Consider the following 18,768-nt stretch of genomic DNA (forward strand, 5'->3'; position numbering starts at 1 on the left):
CAGAGCGCGCCCAACAACTCCAAGAATGCGCCGAGGTAACAAGATGCCCTTCACCCCCCGACTGCCGCGCCTGGCGCGTCACTGAACGGAGAACTCGCCATGTCCTCCGGATTGCTCGCCCTTCTCGCCTTCTCCCCCATCCTGCTGGCCGCCGTGCTGCTGATCGGCCTGCGCTGGCCAGCCAAACGCGCCATGCCGCTGGTCTACCTGCTCACCGCCGGCATCGGCCTGACCGTGTGGGACATGAGCTTCAACCGCATCCTGGCCTCCACCGTCCAGGGCCTGGTAATCACCGGCGGAGTGCTGTGGATCATCTTCGGCGCCATCCTGCTGCTCAACACCCTCAAGCACTCCGGCGGCATCACCGCGATCCGCGCCGGCTTCGCCACCATCAGCCCGGACCGGCGCATCCAGGCGCTGATCATCGGCTGGCTGTTCGGCTGCTTCATCGAGGGCGCTTCCGGCTTCGGCACCCCGGCGGCCATCGCCGCGCCGCTGCTGGTGGCCATCGGCTTCCCGGCGCTGGCCGCGGTGATCCTCGGCATGCTGGTGCAGAGCACGCCGGTGTCCTTCGGCGCGGTCGGCACGCCGATCCTGGTCGGCCTCAACACCGGCCTGGACAGCGCCGGCATCGGCACGCAGCTGACCGCCCAGGGCTCCAGCTGGGAGGCCTACCTGCAGCTGATCACCAGCGAAGTGGCGATCATCCATGCCACGGTCGGCACCCTGATGCCGCTGATCATGGTGCTGATGCTGACCCGCTTCTTCGGCCGCGAGAAAAGCTGGAAGGCCGGCTTCGAGGTGCTGCCCTTCGCCATTTTCGCCGGCCTGGCCTTCACCCTGCCCTATGCCGCCACCGGCGTGTTCCTCGGCCCGGAATTCCCTTCCCTGCTGGGCGGCCTGATCGGCCTGGCCATCGTCTGTAGCGCCGCCCGCCTCGGCTTCCTGGTACCGAAGAAGACCTGGGACTTCGCCCCGGCCAACGAATGGCCGAGCGAGTGGCTGGGCAGCGTCGAGATGAAGCTCGACAGCCTCACCGTCAAGCCCATGGGCACCCTGCGCGCCTGGCTGCCCTATGTGCTGGTCGGTGCCCTGCTGGTGGTCAGCCGGGTATTCCCGGAAGTCGGCGCCGCACTGAAATCCGTGGTGCTGGTGTTCCCGGACATCCTCGGCGAGGCCGGCATCAAGGCCGACTTCATGCCGCTGTACCTGCCCGGCGGCATCCTGGTCGCCGTGGTGCTGGCCACCTTCTTCCTGCATGGCATGAAGGTGCGCGAGCTGGGCGCGGCGGTGAGGGAATCGACCGGCGTGCTGCTCGGCGCCGGCTTCGTCCTGCTGTTCACCGTGCCGATGGTGCGCATCCTGATCAACTCCGGGGTCAACGGCGCGGAACTGGCCAGCATGCCGATCACCATGGCGCGCTACGTGGCCGACAGCGTCGGCGGCATCTACCCGCTGCTGGCGCCCAGCGTCGGTGCCCTGGGCGCCTTCATCGCCGGCTCCAACACGGTGAGCAACATGATGCTGGCGCAATTCCAGTTCGGCGTGGCGCAGAACCTGGGCATCTCCACCGCGCTGATCGTCGCCGTACAGGCCATCGGCGCGGCGGCCGGCAACATGGTCGCCATCCACAACGTGGTGGCCGCCTCGGCCACGGTCGGCCTGCTCGGGCGCGAAGGCACCACCCTGCGCAAGACCGTCTGGCCCACCCTGTACTACGTACTGTTCACCGGCCTGATCGCCCTGTTGGCGATCTACGCTCTGGGTATCAGCGATCCGCTGCTCGCCCGCTGACCGCAACCCCGGCAGCGCCCCGCACAGTCGGGGCGCTGCCGCTCCAGCCCCATAGGACTAGAGCCATGATCATCTCCGCCTCCACCGACTACCGCGAAGCCGCCCGGCGCAAGCTGCCGCCCTTCCTGTTCCACTACATCGACGGCGGCGCCTATGCCGAGCACACGCTGAGGCGCAACGTCGCCGACCTGGCCGAGGTCGCGCTGCGCCAGCGCGTGCTGAAGAACATGGCCGAGCTGGACCTGTCCACCGAGCTGTTCGGCGAGCGGCTGGCCATGCCGCTGGCCCTGGCCCCGGTCGGCCTCACCGGCATGTACGCCCGCCGCGGCGAAGTGCAGGCGGCCCGCGCGGCGGCGGCCAAGGGCATCCCCTTTACCCTGTCCACCGTCTCGGTCTGCCCGATCGAGGAAGTGGCCCCGGCCATCGACCGGCCCATGTGGTTCCAGCTCTATGTGCTGAAGGACCGCGGCTTCATGCGCAACGCCCTGGAACGGGCCAAGGCCGCCGGCGTCACCACCCTGGTGTTCACCGTCGACATGCCGGTGCCCGGCGCCCGCTACCGCGACGCCCACTCCGGCATGAGCGGGCCGAACGCGCCGCTGCGCCGGGTGCTGCAGGCCATGACCCACCCGGCCTGGGCCTGGGACGTGGGCCTGCTGGGCAAGCCGCATGACCTGGGCAACATCTCCGCCTACCGTGGCAATCCGACCGGCCTGGCCGACTACATCGGCTGGCTGGGCGCCAATTTCGACCCGTCGATCTCCTGGAAGGACCTGGAGTGGATCCGCGACTTCTGGGACGGGCCGATGGTGATCAAGGGCATCCTCGACCCCGAGGACGCCCGCGACGCCGTGACCTTCGGCGCCGACGGCCTCGTCGTGTCCAACCACGGTGGCCGCCAGCTCGACGGCGTGCTGTCCAGCGCCCGCGCCCTGCCGGCGATCGCCGACGCGGTGAAGGGCGAGATCAGGATCCTCGCCGACTCCGGCATCCGCACCGGCCTCGACGTGGTGCGCATGCTCGCCCTCGGCGCCGATGGCGTGATGCTCGGCCGCGCCTTCGTCTACGCCCTGGCCGCCGCCGGCGGTGCCGGGGTGAGCAACCTGCTGGAGCTGTTCGACAAGGAAATGCGCGTGGCCATGACCCTCACCGGTGCCCGCTCGATCGGCGAGATCAGTGCCGACTCGCTGGTGCGCGAACTGCGCCACGCCGCGTCCTGACCCCGGAGCCGCCATGAGCCTGCCTGCTGCCTTTCTCCAAGCCGCCGCCCGCCTGATCCCGGAAGAGCGGCGCTTCGACGATCCGCTGTCGACCCTGGCCTTCGGCACCGACGCCAGCTTCTACCGGCTGATCCCCCAGCTGGTGATACGCGTCGAAAGCGAGCGGGAGGTGGTCGAACTGCTCAAGCTGGCCGGCACCCACCGCGTGCCGGTGACCTTCCGCGCCGCCGGCACCAGCCTCTCCGGCCAGGCGATTTCCGACTCGGTGCTGATCGTGCTGGGCGACAACTGGAACGGCCGGGAGATTCGCGCGGGCGGCGCGCAGATCCGCCTGCAGCCGGGCGTGATCGGCGCCAGCGCCAACGCCGTACTGGCCCCGCTGCAGCGCAAGATCGGTCCCGACCCGGCGTCGATCAACGCGGCCAAGATCGGCGGCATAGTCGCCAACAACTCCAGCGGCATGTGCTGCGGCACCGCGCAGAACAGCTACCACACCCTGGCCGGCCTGCGCCTGGTGCTGGCCGACGGCACGCTCGTGGATACCGAGGACGAGACCAGCGTCGCGGCCTTCCGCGCCAGCCATGCCGGGCTGCTGGCGCAGCTGGCCGAACTGGGCCGGCAGACCCGCGCCAACAGCGAACTGGCAGCGAGGATTCGGCACAAGTACCGGCTGAAGAACACCACCGGCCTGTCGCTCAACGCACTGGTCGATTTCGATGAGCCGCTGGATATCTTGAGCCACCTGATGGTCGGTTCCGAAGGCACCCTGGGCTTTATCAGCGCGGTGACCTACCACACGGTGCCCGAGCACCCGCACAAGGCCAGCGCCCTGCTGGTGTTCTCCGACGTGGAAAGCTGCTGCCGCGCCGTGCCTGTGCTCAAGCAGCAGCCGGTTTCCGCCGTGGAGCTGCTGGACCGGCGCAGCCTGCGCTCGGTGCAGGACAAGCCCGGCATGCCCGAGTGGGTCAAGAGCCTGTCCGGCGGCGCCTGCGCCCTGCTGATCGAATCCCGGGCCGCCACGGCCTCCGTGCTGGCCGAGCAGATCGAACGGATCATGGCCGCCATCGCAGAGTTCCCGCTGGAGAAGCGGGTCGACTTCAGCAGCGACCCGGCCGTGTACAACCAGCTGTGGAAGATCCGCAAGGACACCTTCCCCGCCGTTGGCGCGGTGCGTGCCACCGGCACCACGGTGATCATCGAGGACGTCACCTTCCCGGTGGAGCGCCTGGCCGAGGGCGTCAACCGTCTGCTCGAACTGTTCGACCGTCACGGCTACGACGAGGCGATCATTTTCGGCCACGCCCTGGAAGGCAACCTGCACTTCGTGTTCACCCAGGGCTTCGACGACCCGGCTCAGGTCGCCCGCTACGACGCCTTCATGGGCGAGGTGGCGCAGCTGGTGGCGGTGGAGTTCGGCGGCGCGCTCAAGGCCGAGCACGGCACCGGGCGCAATATGGCGCCTTTTGTGGAACTCGAATGGGGCCGCGAGGCCTACCAGCTGATGTGGACGATCAAGCGTCTGCTCGATCCGCAGGGCATCCTCAACCCGGACGTGATCCTTTCCGAGGACCGCGAGCTGCACCTGAAGAACCTCAAGCCGCTACCGGCCGCCGACGCGATCGTCGACAAGTGCATCGAGTGCGGCTTCTGCGAACCGGTGTGCCCCTCGCGCGGCCTGACCCTGACGCCGCGCCAGCGCATCGTCATCTGGCGCGATATCCAGGCGCGCAAGCGTGCCGGCATCGACACCCGCGAGCTGGAAGCCGCCTACCAGCACCACGGCCTCGACACCTGCGCAGCCACGGGGCTGTGCGCCCAACGCTGCCCGGTGGGCATCAACACCGGCGAGCTGGTGCGCCAACTGCGCGGCCACAAGGCCCGGCACGGCGGCACGGCCAACTGGCTGGCCGGGCATTTCGCCACCGCCCTCAGGGGCGCCCGCCTCGGCCTGCTGGCCGCCGACACGGCACGCCGCCTGCTCGGCGCACCGCGCCTGGCGCACTGGGCCGCCGGTCTGCACCAGCAATTCGGCACGCCACTGTGGACAGCGGCCATGCCTCAAGTGGCGCAGCCGCTGAAATGGGTGCCGCCGGTGCCCAGCGAAAAGCCACGGGTGGTCTACCTGCCCGCCTGCGTGTCGCGCGCCATGGGCCCGGCCTTCGCCGATGCCGAACAGAGCACGTTGCTGGACAAGACCCGCGCCCTGCTGGAGAAGGCCGGCTTCGAGGTGATCTTCCCCGCAGGGCTGGACAACCTGTGCTGCGGCCAGCCCTTCACCTCCAAGGGCTATGCGAAGCAGGGCGACGCCAAGCGCGACGAGTTGCTCGCCGCCCTGCTCGGCGCCAGCCGCAATGGCCAGGACCCCATCTACTGCGACACCAGCCCCTGCACCCTGCGCCTGGTACAAGGCAAAGCCGATCGTCGGCTGCGCCTCTACGACCCGGTGAAATTCATTCGTGAACAGCTGCTAGACAGGCTGGAGATCACCCCGCAGGAAGCGCCGGTGGCGGTACACGTCACCTGCTCCACCCAGCACCTGGGCGAGGCCGAACACCTGATCGAGATCGCCCGGCGCTGCGCGAAGACAGTGGTGATTCCGGAGGGCATCCACTGCTGCGGCTTCGCCGGCGACAAGGGCTTCACCACCCCCGAGCTGAACGCCCATGCGCTGCGCTCGCTCAAAGGCGCCGTGCAGCACTGCAATGAAGGTATCTCGACCAGCCGGACCTGCGAGATCGGCCTGTCTCACCACAGCGGCATCGACTACCACTCGCTGGTCTACCTGCTGGACCGGGTCAGCCAGCCGCTCGCCACCTGACGACGCGGCACGCCACGGCTTGCCTATACTGGCTGCAGCACCGCCACTGGAGAGCCGCCATGCGCCGCCTGACCCTGCTTCTTGCCGCCGCCCTGCTCAGCACCCCGCTGATGGCCATGCACTGCCCGCAGGACATGGCCAAGATCGACGCCATGCTCAAGACCGACCCACCCGCCGATCCGGAAGTGCTCGCCGAGGTGCAGCGCCTGCGCGCCGAAGGCGAAGCCCTGCACAAGGCCGGCAACCATGGCGAGTCGGTCAAGGTGCTGGAAGAGGCGCTGAACCTGCTGCAGGCCAGCGAGTAACCGCCCGCCCCTAGGCCTCTTCGCCCAGCAGTACCCGCGCCACCTGGCGCAGCTGCTGCAGGTCCACCGGCTTCAGCAGGCTGGCCTGGGCGCCCTTGGCACGCGCCTCGGCCAGCAGCCCCTCGTCGGCCGCGGCGCTGACCACCAGCACCGGCACCTCGGCCAGGCGCGCCTCCTCGCGCATCCGCTCGAGCACCTCCAGGCCACTGCCGTCGGGCAGGTCCAGATCCAGCAGCACCAGTGCCGGCGTCTGCTCGGCCAGGTGCAGCAGGGCGCGGCGCACCGAGGTCGCCCCCTCCACCCGGGCCAGGTCACGCAGCCCTTCCTGCAGGACCTTGAGGCAGGCCGGGTGATCCTCCACGCACAGCACCGGCGCCAGCATCCGCGTCGAGGCCGGCGTATCCGTCTCGGCCGCCTCGGCCTGGGCCGCGGGCTCGGCCGCGCCGGGAAGCTCGATCCAGAAGCGGCTGCCCAGGCCGACGTTGCTGGCAAAGCCCATTTCCCCCCCATCAGCTCGGCCAGCTCGCGGCATAGCACCAGGCCGATGCCGGTGCCGGGGATGTTGGAGTTCTCCCGCCCCAGGCGCTGGAACGGCTGAAAGAGCTGCTCCTGCTGCTCGGGACTGAGTCCCGGACCGCTGTCCTCCACCCACAGCCGCACGCCGCCGGCACGCACCTCGTAGCCGAGCCGGATCATGCCCCGCGGGCTGTTGTACTTGATCGCATTGGACAGCAGGTTGAGCAGCACCTGGCGCAGGCGGCGCGGGTCGGCCAGCACGTAGAGCGGCGGGTGTGCCTCGGCCTGCACCTGCAACTGCAGCTGGCGCTGCTGTACCTCCGGCTGCACCAGCTCGGCGCAGCCCCGCAGCAACGGGCCGATGTCCACCGGCTGCAGTTGCAGCTGCTGCTGGCGGCTCTCGATGCTGGACAGGTCGAGGATGTCGTCCACCAGGGCCGTCAGGTGCCGGCTGGCCAGGACGATTTCCCGCGCGTATTCGGCCTCCTGGTGACGCGCCTCGTCTGGCGCCGCCTCCAGTTCGATCAGCTGGGCAAAGCCGTGGATGGCGTTGAGCGGCGTGCGCAGCTCGTGGCTCATGCTGGACAGGAAGCGGCTCTTGGCCTGGCTGGCGGCCTGCGCCTCCAGGCTGGCGCGGCGCAGCTCGTCCTGGGTCTGCTTGAGGCTGCTGATGTCGACATGGGTCCCGGCGGCGCGCACCGCACGCCCCTGGGCATCGCGCTCGATCACCTTGCCGCGACTGAGCAGCCAGACGTAATGCCCCAGGGCATCGGCGTAGCGATACTCGGCCTCGAAGAAGTCCTCGCTGCTATCGTCGGCCAGGCTCAGGCGCAGGTGGCGCACCCGTGGCAGGTCGTCCGGGTGCACGCGCTGGTTGAACTCGGCGAAGGGCATGCAGTCGGCGTGCAGGCCGAAGCGCCGCACGAAACGCTCGCTGACGCGGATGCTGAGGCTGGCGGCCTCCACTTCCCAGAGGCTTTCCGTGGTGCTTTCCAGGACCAGCTCGAGGGTGCGCTGCACCTGCAGGCGACTCTCCTCGCTGGCCTGCAGCTGCTGCCCGGCGTGCTGAACTTCCTCGGCCATCTCGGCCATTTCCTGGATCACCGTGGGCGGCGCTGCCGGCCGCCGCTCGCCGACCGCGAGGCTGCGCATCATGCCGACTATGCCGGTGATCGGCTGCGCCAGCTCATCGCTCAGGCGCCGCGAGCGCAGCCACATCCAGCTGCCGAACAGCAGGTAGAAGAACACCAGGCCGGCGATCAGCAGGTAGCCGATCTTCAGGTACTGTTCGGCCAGACGGTTGGTCTCGCGGAAGATGTTGGCCTCGTCCACCACCAGCAGCAGGCGCCAACCGGTTTGCGGAATCTCGCTCCAGGCCATCAGCTGGGCCCGGCCGCCCAGCTGTACCTCCTGCACGCCATGCGGTCGCTCGGCCATGGCCTTCTGCAGCGGGCGCAGGCCCTCCTGGCGGTCCAGCTTGAAGTCGGCGGGCTTGAGCACCTCGCGACTGACCGCCTCGGCATAGGAATAGCTGGTCAATTCGCGCAGACCGAAATCCTTCTCGCCCGCCGCCGGCAGAGCCATGATGCCGTTGTCGCGTCCCACCAGCAGCGCATAGCCCTGCCAGGGCACCTGCAGGCTGCCGATCTCGGCGAGCATCTGGCCGACCGTCACGTCCAGCCCCACCACGCCTTCGAGGAACTCGTCGCGGTACACCGGGGCGATGGCGGACATCATCCAGCCCTGACCGGCCGGGTCCAGGTAGACCTCGGTCCACACCGGCCGGCGCTGCGGGTTGTGCTTGGCGTCGGCCAGGTAATAGAAGTTGTACTGTGGGATGTCCATGTCGTGCGGGTACTGCTGCAGCACGTCGAAGTAGGGGTAGATACGGTTGTAGCTGTCCCAGCTGTTGAAGTAGACGGCCGCCACCAGCGGGTCGGCCTGCCTGATCGAGCGCATCAGCGGGTCGACCCGCGACAGGCGCAATGCCTTGGCGCGATCCTGGCGCGCCGGCGGCGTGCTGGCGGAGTAGAAGGAAGCGGCACGACCGTCGTCGCTACGGCTGTAGAACACCCCCTGCGGGCTGCTGGCATGGCGCATGCGCTCGAGTTCGTCCGGTTCGAAGCGTCGATCGGCCAGAGCCTCGCCCACCGCGTCGCGGAAGATGCCGACCTGCGCCTCGATGGCCTTGAGCCGGCTGTCGATCACCTGGCCCTCGCGACGCACCGCACTGTCCAGGTCCTGCAGCGCGCTGCTCTGCAGGTAGCCGACCTGGGCCTCGCGGATCGACTCGTTGGTGTACAGGTACACGCCGATCAGTACCGACTCCACCAGAACCAGGGGAATCAGCGCGCTGTGCAGGAAGGCGCGCCAGATCCAGCGGCGCAGGGGCTTGAGCGGTGCGGGCGGCATGCCGGCATTCCTTGAATTCGGGACAGACAGAGAATGGCACAAGGCCGCACAACGGCCAGCCGAGAGCGGTGATGAAGCCATTGTAAGGGCAGATCGGCGGTCGACGCTGGGGAACCTTTGCCGTACACTGCGCTCCAACCTCGCAAGAGAGTTATGGGGCCGATTAGGATTCGACGCCGGTAACAAAACTTGAGGGGCATGCCGAGTAGGTGACAGTTCTCGTAAATCCGCTGCCACACCTTCATAGTTGCCAACGACGACAACTACGCTCTGGCCGCCTAAGGGCGCCAGCAGACCCTAGGGGATGCCTGTAAACCCGAAGATTTGGTCTGTCAGATAGAACAGGATCGCCGCCAAGCACGCTGCAGGCGTAACGGCTAAAACTCATGCAGCTCGCTCCAAGCACCCTGCCACTCGGGCGGCGCGGAGTTAACTCAGTAGAGATGGCTAAGCATGTAGAACCGATAGCGGAGAGCTGGCGGACGGGGGTTCAAATCCCCCCGGCTCCACCAAACAAGCCCTTGAAAATCAAAGAGTTTTCAGGGGCTTTTCTTTGAGCGCAGGAAAAGTGCCGATATCCGGCGTTGCCCATGCGATAACGTGGTAGACTTCCGCACCCGCAAGGTGATAGGCGCAGATGGCAGCAGCCATCCTGAGCCATGCGGCTATGCAGTCCGACCTGGACACGGCATGTATCCGGAACACCATTCCACTTGAGCGTAAGCTCTGCTTCCCTGAGATCGGAAGCAGTGCCGATGCGCAGCATTGATACAAGCCGACCCTCACTCCTGCAGCTCCTTGACCGACAAGGCTCATGCGGCAGTTCTGCTTGATCTCAATCGTCCCTACTGGCGTCACCTCCTGTCGAGACAAATACCCACCGGTAAACCAGCCTGTCTACGCATGCCTGGATTCCCGGCCATACAAGACGCGAGCCCGAGCAAGAAGCCGGCCCGCCCGACATGAGAGTTCATCATGAGTACCCCCATCATCTGCCGCACCTATCGGCAACCCGCTAATCAATGCAAATGTTTCCGCTGCCGTCCGCTGGGAACTGAGGCTTCAAGTCAAATCAATGAATTGCCGCGGGCCTCGTGAATGCTCCGATGCCCGCGCCACCTCCACCAGAAGAGGGTGGGCACCCGCACCTACCACAGTGCTCGCTGCCGCGCCGGCAGGTAGCCGCCCTCCAGCTCCAGTAGAGCCTGCTTGCGCGCCAGTCCGCCGGCGTAGCCGGTGAGGCTACCGTCGGCACCGATGATGCGGTGGCAGGGCACGATGATGGCGATCGGATTGACCGCATTGGCCCGGCCGATGGCGCGAGCCGAGGTCCTGCGCTCCAGGCGCTGGGCCAACGCACCGTAGGTCAGGGTAGTGCCGTAGGGCACCTCGCGCAGATGGCGCCAGGCTTCCTGTAGAAAGTCATTGCCCCTGGGTGCCAGCGATAGATCAAAAACTCGGCGCCGGCCGGCGAAATACTCCTGCAACTGACTGGCAATCGGCGCCACGGCCTGCGAGTCATGCAACAACTCAACACCGCGCCAGCTGCTCAAAGACACCTGCTGCCATGGCTCGTCGAGGAACTCCAGGCACTGCAGGGCGCCCTGCTCGTTCAGCAGGGCGATCATGTTGCCGAGTGGGGTTTCGATCAGGCCTCCATGTGCCGGAATCGGGTCTTTGCCTGGCCGCATGTCCACTCCGTCTCCCCCGTGCCCAGATGCACCCTCGATAGGAACTTGTACCCGTTCGACGTTACGACTGTCGAGGGAGGCCGGGCATGCCTCCACCGTCGATCTCGACTGGCCGAATGCGGCTCCCAGCTTCAGCGCTAACCACCCTGTCTCTGCAATGTCGACTGCCCCACAGAACGGCTGCCAGCCAGTATACGAATTGAACAGTGTGGCGAATCGATCATCCAACCTTCAGGTAGCCTGCACCCGTGGAATATAAGGAGTATCCCATGAAGAAGTACCTGTCCCCCCTTGCCCTCGCGGCACTGCTCACGCTCGGCGGCTGCAGCCTGCATTTACCGGGCATCGGCATCGATATCGGCGGCCATGGCGGCAGCTTCTGCCCGCCGGGGCAGGCGAAGAAAGGCAACTGCTAGTCGCTTCCCTGACCGACCGACAAGGCCATCCGGTGTAAGCTGCTGACTAATCAGTCACAGGAGCAGCGCATGGCCCTCAGCGTTTTCGACCTCTTCAAAATCGGCATCGGCCCCTCCAGTTCGCACACCGTGGGGCCGATGCGCGCCGCCGCGCGTTTCGTCGACGGGCTGCGGCGCGAGGGGCTGTTCGCGGCCACCGCCAGCCTCAAGGTCGAGCTGTATGGGTCGCTGGGCGCCACCGGCAAGGGCCACGGCAGCGACAAGGCGGTGCTGCTGGGCCTGGAGGGCGAGCAGCCGGACACGGTCGATACCGCGACCATCGACAGCCGTCTGGCCGCCATGCGCGCCAGCGGCGAGCTGCGGCTGGGCGGCGAAAAGGTCATCCGCTTCGTCGAGAAGGAGCACCTGGCGCTGATCAGGAGGCCCCTGGACTACCACCCCAACGGCATGATCTTCCGCGCCTTCGACGCCGCCGGCCTGCAGATCCGCGCCCGCGAGTACTACTCGGTGGGCGGCGGCTTCGTGGTGGACGAGGAAGCGGCCGGCGCCGACCGTATCGTCGAGGACCGCACCGAGCTGGCCTACCCCTTCAAGACCGCCAAGCAGCTGCTGGCGCTGTGCGCCGAACATGGCCTGTCGATCAGCCAGCTGATGCTGGCCAACGAGGCGGCCTGGCGCCCCGAGGCCGAGACCCGTGCCGGCCTGCTGAACATCTGGCAAGTGATGCAGGACTGCGTCACAGCCGGCTGCCGCAACGAGGGCACCATGCCCGGCGGCCTCAAGGTGCGCCGCCGCGCCGCCGCCCTGCACCGACAGCTCAGCCAGAACCCCGAGGCCAGCCTGCGCGACCCGCTGACGGTGATCGACTGGGTCAACCTCTACGCCCTGGCGGTCAACGAGGAGAATGCCAGCGGCGGCCGCGTGGTCACCGCGCCCACCAATGGCGCGGCGGGCATAGTACCGGCGGTGCTGCACTACTACCGGCGCTTCGTCCCCGGCGCCAGCGACGACGGGGTGGTGCGCTTCCTGCTCACCGCCGCGGCCATCGGCATCCTGTACAAGGAGAACGCCTCGATCTCCGGTGCCGAGGTCGGCTGCCAGGGGGAAGTCGGGGTGGCCTGTTCGATGGCCGCCGGGGCCCTGTGCGAAGTGCTGGGCGGGACCATCCAACAGGTGGAGAATGCTGCCGAGATCGGCATGGAGCACAACCTGGGGCTGACCTGCGACCCAGTCGGCGGACTGGTCCAGGTACCCTGCATCGAGCGCAACGCCATGGGCTCGGTGAAGGCGATCAACGCCGCGCGCATGGCCCTGCGCGGTGACGGTCAGCACTTCATCTCGCTGGATCGGGTGATCCGCACCATGCGCGACACCGGCGCGGACATGAAGAGCAAGTACAAGGAAACCGCCAGGGGGGCCTGGCGGTCAACATCATCGAGTGCTGAGGCTTCAGTCGGGACGGAAGTCGGTCAGCAGGCGCAGGTAGGAGGTCAGGCTCTTGCCGCCGACCGTGCCCTGGTAGCCGTGGCTGTCGAACTGCGTGCTCTTGATCAGGTCGACGCGGTAGCGCGGGTTGCGCTCGTAGGTGCGGCCCAGGGTGCTGGTGACGCGGCTGTTGAACAGGTCGGCGCTGACGATGACGAACTCGCGCGGCTTGCGGCGGCCGTTGGCACCACTGTTGTTGGGGCTGCTGAAGATGTCGCCGGTGGCGGTCATCGCGCTGCTGTACTGTTCGCGGCCGCGCAGGCTGGTCTTGCCGGCGCCGATGACGAACTGGCCGCTCTGCGGGCGGAACTTGTCGCCGCTGGTCAGGTAGCTGGCCAGCACGTCGTACAGCGCCCAGCTGCTGCCGGTGCCGCGCTCGGCATTGCGCAGGTCGAAGACGAACACGCCGCCGGTGCCGATCACTTCCATTTCTACCTGGCCCAGGCTGGGGTTGTCCTGCACCAGCAGGCCGGTGTTCTCGTCGACGCCATAGGCGAAGGGCACGCCGGTGTAGTCGGCCAGGCGCACGATGCGGCCCTGGCGCCCGCGCTCGCTGAAGTGGGTGTCGAGCAGGCCGTGGTTGAAGAAGCCGAAGCCGCCGTCCGGGTCGTAGGACAGGTCGTCACCGGAGGGCGTGGTGTAGGGGCCGTAGCGCAGAGCCTCGTAGCTCTCGCCGCCGGTGACCATGGGCCCGTCGACCATGATCGCGGTGCCGGCGCTGGTGCCGGCCAGCACGGCGCCGGCGTTGTACTTGCTGCGGATCGCCGCCAGCGCCGGGGTGTCGGCGCGGCTGCTGGTCAGCAGGGTCTGCACCAGGCGCGACTGGTCGCCGCCACCGAAGAAGAACCCGGTCATGCCGTTGATCTGGTTGACCACGGTCGGGTTGCTGCTGTTGGCGATGTTGTCCAGGTCGATGGGGATCCACTGCGCGTCCGCCGCGCCGTAGGTCTTCAGCAGATTGGCGTAGTACAGGCCATTGGCCTTGGAGTTGGCCGCGTTGGCGGTGCCGGCATCGGGGTCCTGGCTCTCGGGAATCGAGGCGGCGGTGATCACCCCGATCTTGGCCTGACCGCTACCGCCGGCCAGCTGGATGAAGCGTTGGTAGACCGCGGTGTTGTCGTCCTTGAGCCCGCCTCCCACCAGCAGCAGCGCTCCGGCCGCATGCCCCAGACCGGGGATCAGAGCCATGACCAGAACGGCATGGCGACACAGCTTGCTCAGTTTCATCTTCAGTTCTCCGTGGCTGCAGGTGCTGCAGCGTTGTTGTGGATGTAGTGCAACGGGTACTGCGAAAACGGGTGGATCAATAAACGCTGAAACGCTGGAAGTAGCGGCGCTCGATACGGCGGTAGATGCCGTTGTCGAGAATCGCCACCAGGGCCTGGTCCAGGCTGCTACGCAGGGCATCGTCACCCTTGCGCACGGCGATGCCCTGCCCCTTGCCGAAAAACTTGGAGGCCCGCACGGCGTTGCCGACCCGCTCGAAGCCCTGCCCGCGCTCCGACTGGAGGAAGCCGAAATAGCCGGACACCGCGTCGTCCAGCACCAGGTCGACCTCGCCACGCTGCAGGGCCTGGTAGGTGTCGGCGGCACTGGCGTAGCGCAGGATGGGCACGTGCTCCTGGTAGCGCGCCGTGAGGAAGCGGTCGTAGGTGGTCTCGCGCTGCACGCCGACGCGTTTACCGCGCAGCCGGCGCGGGGTGATGATCACTTCGTTGATCGTCCCGGCGCGGGCGAAGAAGAAGGCCGGGGTCTGGGCGTACTTGCGGGTGAATTCGACCTGCTGCTGGCGCTCTTCGGTGATCGACATGGAGGCCAGGATCAGGTCGGTGCGCCCCTCCTGCAGGGCGGGAATCAGGTCGTCCCAGGCGAAGCGCTGCAGTTCGCAGTGGCGTTTCATCTGCGTGCACAGGGCGTGGGCGATATCGACGTTGAAGCCCTTGAGGCGCCCCTGGGGGTCGACTTCCTCGAAAGGCGGGAACTGCCCCTCCATGGCGATGCGCAGGGTTTCGGCCTGGGCCGCCAGCGGTAGCGACAGAAGCAACAACAACCAGCAGACTCGCATATTCCATACTCGCGCATGGCTCGGACTGCACAGGCAAAAAAAAGGCGCCGGGCCGGCGCCTCAAGGCCAAAGGAGCAATCAGAGCAGACCTTGAATCAAAGCTGCCGGCGCCCGCGCATGAGGTACGGGAGCCGACGCCCTAGCGACGACCCACGCCCTGCGGGACGTGGTTCGTTCCGCAGGGCGTGGGCCGGCCATCACAGGATGCTCAGCGGGTAGTCGACGATTACACGGAACTCGTGCAGGTCGCCTTCGCCCTGGTCATCGTTGGCATAGTGGAAAGCCTGGCGCAGACGGATCGACAGGTCCTTGGCCGGGCCTTCCTGGACCACGTACTTGATGTCGATGTCGGTCTCGCTGTGCTCGCCGTCTTCGCCGTAGTAGCCGACGTAGCCACCGTTGACGTCGGCGTCGGTGCCGTCGATATCGCTGCCCTTGACGTAGGTGACCTTGGTAGTCAGGCCGGGGATGCCCAGGCCGGCCCAGTCATAGCCATAGCCGATACGCCAGGACTTCTCGTTGGGGGCGTTGAAGTCGGAGTACTGCATGGAGTTGGCGAGGAAGATCGAGTCGCCGCCGACGTAGTCGAACGGGGTGTCGCCGTTGACGCGCTGGTAGGCCAGCAGGATCGAGTGCGAACCCAGGCCGTAGGTGGCCGCCAGGCTGTAGGTGGTGTTGTCGATGTCACCCTGCAGGGCATCGCCGGTATCGGTGGTGCGGTACAGGTTCAGGTCGAAGTTCAGGCTCTGCCCTTCGCTGATGCCCAGGGTGTAGTTGAGGTTGCCGTAGTGCTGGTTCCAGGTGTCCTCGAAGCGCGAAGTGTAGAAGCCCAGGCTCAGGTCATCGTTGACGCTGTACCAGCCGCCGGCGAAGTCGAGGGTCTTGCCGATCTCGCCACTGCCGTAGTTGAGGTTCAGGTCCTCGTCGCTGTTGGTCGAGTTGCGGTTGTTGTAAGCGGTGAAGTGACCGGCCTCCAGGGACAGGCCATCGATCTCGCCGCTGGCGACGTGGAAGCCGGTGGCGGTTTCCGGCAGCAGGCGGCTGTGCGAGGTGGCGAATACCGGCGCCTCGGTGCGCATCTCGCCGTACTTCAGCACGGTCTCGGACACGCGCAGCTTGACCGCACCGCCGGCCTCGCCGTACTCGTCCTGCGGGCGCCCCTCGTCGCTGATCGGCAGCAGGCCGGTGCCGGTGCGGCCACGGCCGCTGTCCAGCTTGATGCCCATGTAGCCGTAGGCATCGGCACCGAAGCCGACGGTGCCCTGGGTGAAGCCGGAAGCGAACTCGGCCATCACGCCGTGCGCCCACTCCTCACGGTAGTTCTGGCCACCGGGGTTGTTCTTGAAGTCGCGCTGGAAGTAGTAGTTGCGGTTCAGCAGGTTCAGCTCGCTGTCCTCGACAAAGCCCTTGGCGTCGGCCTGGCCGGCCATGGCCAGCTGGGTGCTGGCGGCAGCGACCGCCAGTGCGAGACAGCTCAGTTTCACAAGATTCATGCCTTACTCCGTTTTGGGTGTGTTGGCGGGCCTTTGCGGCCCTTTCTGGTTTTTGCCCGGTCAGACAAAGAGTTCCGGCGTCAGCACCGGTGGGCGCGCGCCCCTGTTGATCACCGCCTCCAGGCACAGGCGCGAGTCGCCGTCCGGCCAGCAGACGAAGTAGCCCGCACTCTTCTGCCGCTTCAGGCGAAAGCGCCATTCGCGTTCGGCGAGCCCGCCGACATCGCGCAGGTCGCGCTGCAGGTCGATCACCGCGTAGAAGCCGGCCGGCGTCTCGACCCGCTCCAGCACGCGGGCGCTCTCGCCGAACAGGGCCTCGGCTACCGGCGGGCGGTCCTGCAGCAGCTTGTCCAGGGCGAAGATCTCCAGGTGATTCAGTTGCATGGGCACACTCTCGTTTGGCATTGCACGGGCATGGAGGTCCCGTTTCGCCCCGCCGTGACGGGGCGATTTCCGCGTAATCCGGTAAGACTCAGGTGGACTGGGCGAGGCCGATCAGGCGCGCCAGGCTGTAGGCCGCTTCCTCGCGGGTCAGCGGGCGCTCGGGCTCGAAGCGCCCACCGGCGGCCTCGATCCAGCCCTCGCCGACCAGCAGGGCGGCGGCCTCGGCCAGCGGCGCCGGCAGCCCGGCGGTATCGCTGAGGCTGGCCTGGCGCTGCAGCGGGGCGCGGCGGAAGCGCTCGACCAGCGCCTTGCAGGCCAGTGCCCACTCGCCCCGGCTGACCGCGCGTTCGCCATCGAAACGCCCCTCGGCCTGCAGCCAGCCGTTGGACACCGCCACCTCGACCTGCTCGCGCAGCGGGTGCGCGGCCGGCACGTCGGCCAGCTTCGGCAGCTGGTCCAGCACCGGCTCGGCGGCCAGGGTCATCTGCAGCGCGTTGGCCAGTTCGAAACGGGTCAGCGCGCGCTTGGGCTCGAAGCGGTTGGCCGCGTCGCTGGTCATCAGGCCGCGGAAGGCCACCGCACGCACGGCGTCCGGCCAGCGGCTGGCGGCGGCGTCGCTCGGGCTGCTGCGCGCCGGGTCGCCGAGGAAGGCGTCCACCGGGGCGATGTCCAGGCGCACGTTCTGCACCGTGTAGTTGGTCAGCGAATCGTGGAAGCGGCTGTGGGCCTGGAAGCCCGGCGCCTCGCTGAACACGAAGCGGTAGCCGTAGTGGTAGCCGTTGGCCGGGTTGTAGCGGGTCATCAGGCCAACCTGGCGGGTGGCGGTATTGTCGGCCAAGCCATAGAGCACCGCGCGCGAGACGGCGGAGACCGCCGACAGGTCGGTGAGCAGCTGGTTGCCCACCAGGTATTCGTTGCCGGCTTCGATTGCCGCCTTGCCTTCCGCCGGCTGGATACGCCCGCTGTCCAGGTCGTAGCGGTCGCCCTGGCCGAGCATGGCCAGGCGCACGTTTTCCAGGCGCGTGCCATACAGGCCGAATTCCTTGCGCGCCTCGGCGGCGTCCATCACCGTCAGGTAGCCCTCGCCGAGCACCTGCAGCTGGCCGCCCGGCTGTACCCAGAGTGCGGTGTTGGTGTCCAGGCCGAAGCCGCGCGCCGGCTGCTGGCCGACCAGGTAGCTGGCCATGCGCGCGGCGCGGCCGGTGCTGGTTTCCTCGATCTGGTCGAAGTGCTGGTCGATGATACCGGCCTTGAACAGGCCCGCGCCCTTGAGCAGCGCCGTGCCACGCTGGTCGGCCCTGGCCGCCACGCCGAAGTCCAGGGTGTCCATCACCACGCCATAGGCGGTGGGCATGGTGGCGCCGAGAATGCTCGCCCCGGCACTGGTGCCGGCGACCACGCCGCCGCGGTCGAACACGCCACGCACCGCCTTGAGGGTCAGCGACTCGCTGCCGTCGGCGTTGTACAGGGCCCGGGCGATGCGCGCCTGGTCGCCACCGACGAACCACACGGCGCTGGCCTCGGCGAGCGGCTTGAGCACGGCCGCATCGTTCATGGTGCTCTGGTAGTTCTGCTTGTCGATGCCGACGATGCTGATGCGCTCGGCCGGCACGCCGAGGGCCTGCAGCTCGGCCTGGAAGCGCTTGCTCGAACCCAGGCTGCCGCTGGCCGTGGGCATGATGGCGATGCGCGCCTGCTGGCGGCCGCCGGCCAGTTCGATGAGCTTCTCGTAGACCTCGCTGTTGCTGGCCCGCAGCATGCCGCCGACGGCCAGCAGGTGGCCTTCGGCCAGGACCGGCGCGGCATGGCCGGCCAGGATCAGGGCGGCGAGCAAGGCGCCGGATTTCGCGTGCATTCTCATGTTCTTGTTGCTCTTGTTCTGATGAATACGGGCTTTCATCGGCCGCTCAGGCGGCGCTCGATGTGATTTATTTTTTTCAAGAAATCATATTTTTGAAATCTTGTATATCAACCATTTTCGCTCGACAAGCCCTGAATCACCAGCCTTTCATAACCGTTCGATCAGATTTGCGGGCGCTTATCCGTCTAGCCAGCGCCTTGCACGCCGGCCAATCGCATTGAAATATTTTTTTTCACCAAACAACACTGTTGACACAATTTTTTCTTGATCTTAGCTTTGCCGACACACAGCGCGTCACCCCTTTCCTC

The 18,768-nt window shown here is 67.2% G+C and carries 11 protein-coding genes, 1 other RNA gene and 2 pseudogenes; 7 read left to right on the forward strand and 7 right to left on the reverse strand.

Annotation, left to right across the window (positions count from 1 at the left end; genetic code table 11):
- Positions 1–99: 99 nt before the first annotated feature.
- The 4 genes from AAG092_RS07155 (at position 100) to AAG092_RS07170 (ending at position 6,137) form a co-directional block, all read left to right on the forward strand.
- Entirely contained in the window at positions 100–1,794 is a 1,695-nt protein-coding gene (locus AAG092_RS07155) for an L-lactate permease (protein ID WP_373389130.1), read from the forward strand.
- 65 nt (positions 1,795–1,859) lie between these two features.
- Entirely contained in the window at positions 1,860–3,014 is a 1,155-nt protein-coding gene (lldD, locus tag AAG092_RS07160) for an FMN-dependent L-lactate dehydrogenase LldD (protein ID WP_373389131.1), read from the forward strand.
- A gap of 13 nt (positions 3,015–3,027) precedes the next feature.
- Positions 3,028–5,832 (forward strand): FAD-binding and (Fe-S)-binding domain-containing protein, encoded by a 2,805-nt coding sequence (locus AAG092_RS07165; RefSeq protein ID WP_373389133.1) that lies wholly within the window; start codon positions 3,028–3,030, stop codon positions 5,830–5,832.
- A 59-nt stretch (positions 5,833–5,891) separates the two neighbouring features.
- Entirely contained in the window at positions 5,892–6,137 is a 246-nt protein-coding gene (locus AAG092_RS07170) for a hypothetical protein (protein ID WP_110680878.1), read from the forward strand.
- A gap of 10 nt (positions 6,138–6,147) precedes the next feature.
- Here the strand turns inward: AAG092_RS07170 and AAG092_RS07175 are convergent.
- A pseudogene (locus AAG092_RS07175) lies at positions 6,148–9,065 on the reverse strand (ATP-binding protein).
- A 155-nt stretch (positions 9,066–9,220) separates the two neighbouring features.
- Between AAG092_RS07175 and ssrA the strand changes: the two are divergent.
- Positions 9,221–9,577: a transfer-messenger RNA gene (ssrA, locus tag AAG092_RS07180) on the forward strand.
- 636 nt (positions 9,578–10,213) lie between these two features.
- Here ssrA and AAG092_RS07185 read toward each other — a convergent pair.
- On the reverse strand, positions 10,214–10,756 hold the full coding sequence (locus tag AAG092_RS07185; RefSeq protein ID WP_373389134.1) for a methylated-DNA--[protein]-cysteine S-methyltransferase: 543 nt from the start codon (positions 10,754–10,756) through the stop codon (positions 10,214–10,216).
- Between the two features lie 269 nt (positions 10,757–11,025).
- On the opposite strand from AAG092_RS07185, the gene AAG092_RS07190 reads away from it, so the two are divergent.
- Both AAG092_RS07190 and AAG092_RS07195 read left to right on the forward strand, forming a co-directional pair.
- Entirely contained in the window at positions 11,026–11,172 is a 147-nt protein-coding gene (locus AAG092_RS07190; protein ID WP_181418725.1) for a hypothetical protein, read from the forward strand.
- Between the two features lie 69 nt (positions 11,173–11,241).
- Positions 11,242–12,617: pseudogene (locus tag AAG092_RS07195) on the forward strand (L-serine ammonia-lyase).
- A 4-nt stretch (positions 12,618–12,621) separates the two neighbouring features.
- Here the strand turns inward: AAG092_RS07195 and AAG092_RS07200 are convergent.
- The 5 genes from AAG092_RS07200 to AAG092_RS07220 form a co-directional block, all read right to left on the reverse strand.
- A complete protein-coding gene (locus AAG092_RS07200; RefSeq protein ID WP_373389135.1) occupies positions 12,622–13,884 on the reverse strand; it encodes a cyanophycinase in 1,263 nt (420 codons plus the stop codon).
- Positions 13,885–13,960: 76 nt separating this feature from the next.
- Positions 13,961–14,722 carry a transporter substrate-binding domain-containing protein gene (locus tag AAG092_RS07205; RefSeq protein ID WP_373389136.1) on the reverse strand — a complete coding sequence of 254 codons (762 nt, stop codon included), beginning with the start codon at positions 14,720–14,722 and terminating at the stop codon, positions 13,961–13,963.
- A gap of 197 nt (positions 14,723–14,919) precedes the next feature.
- Complete coding sequence (locus AAG092_RS07210) at positions 14,920–16,215, reverse strand: OprD family porin (RefSeq protein WP_373389137.1); 1,296 nt, start codon at positions 16,213–16,215, stop codon at positions 14,920–14,922.
- Between the two features lie 60 nt (positions 16,216–16,275).
- Positions 16,276–16,599, reverse strand: a complete 324-nt coding sequence (locus AAG092_RS07215) for a hypothetical protein (protein WP_373389138.1) — start codon at positions 16,597–16,599, stop codon at positions 16,276–16,278.
- A gap of 88 nt (positions 16,600–16,687) precedes the next feature.
- A complete protein-coding gene (locus AAG092_RS07220; protein WP_373389139.1) occupies positions 16,688–18,454 on the reverse strand; it encodes a cyanophycinase in 1,767 nt (588 codons plus the stop codon).
- Positions 18,455–18,768: the final 314 nt, after the last annotated feature.

Source organism: Pseudomonas alcaligenes (assembly GCF_041729615.1).
Lineage (GTDB): Bacteria > Pseudomonadota > Gammaproteobacteria > Pseudomonadales > Pseudomonadaceae > Aquipseudomonas > Aquipseudomonas alcaligenes_B.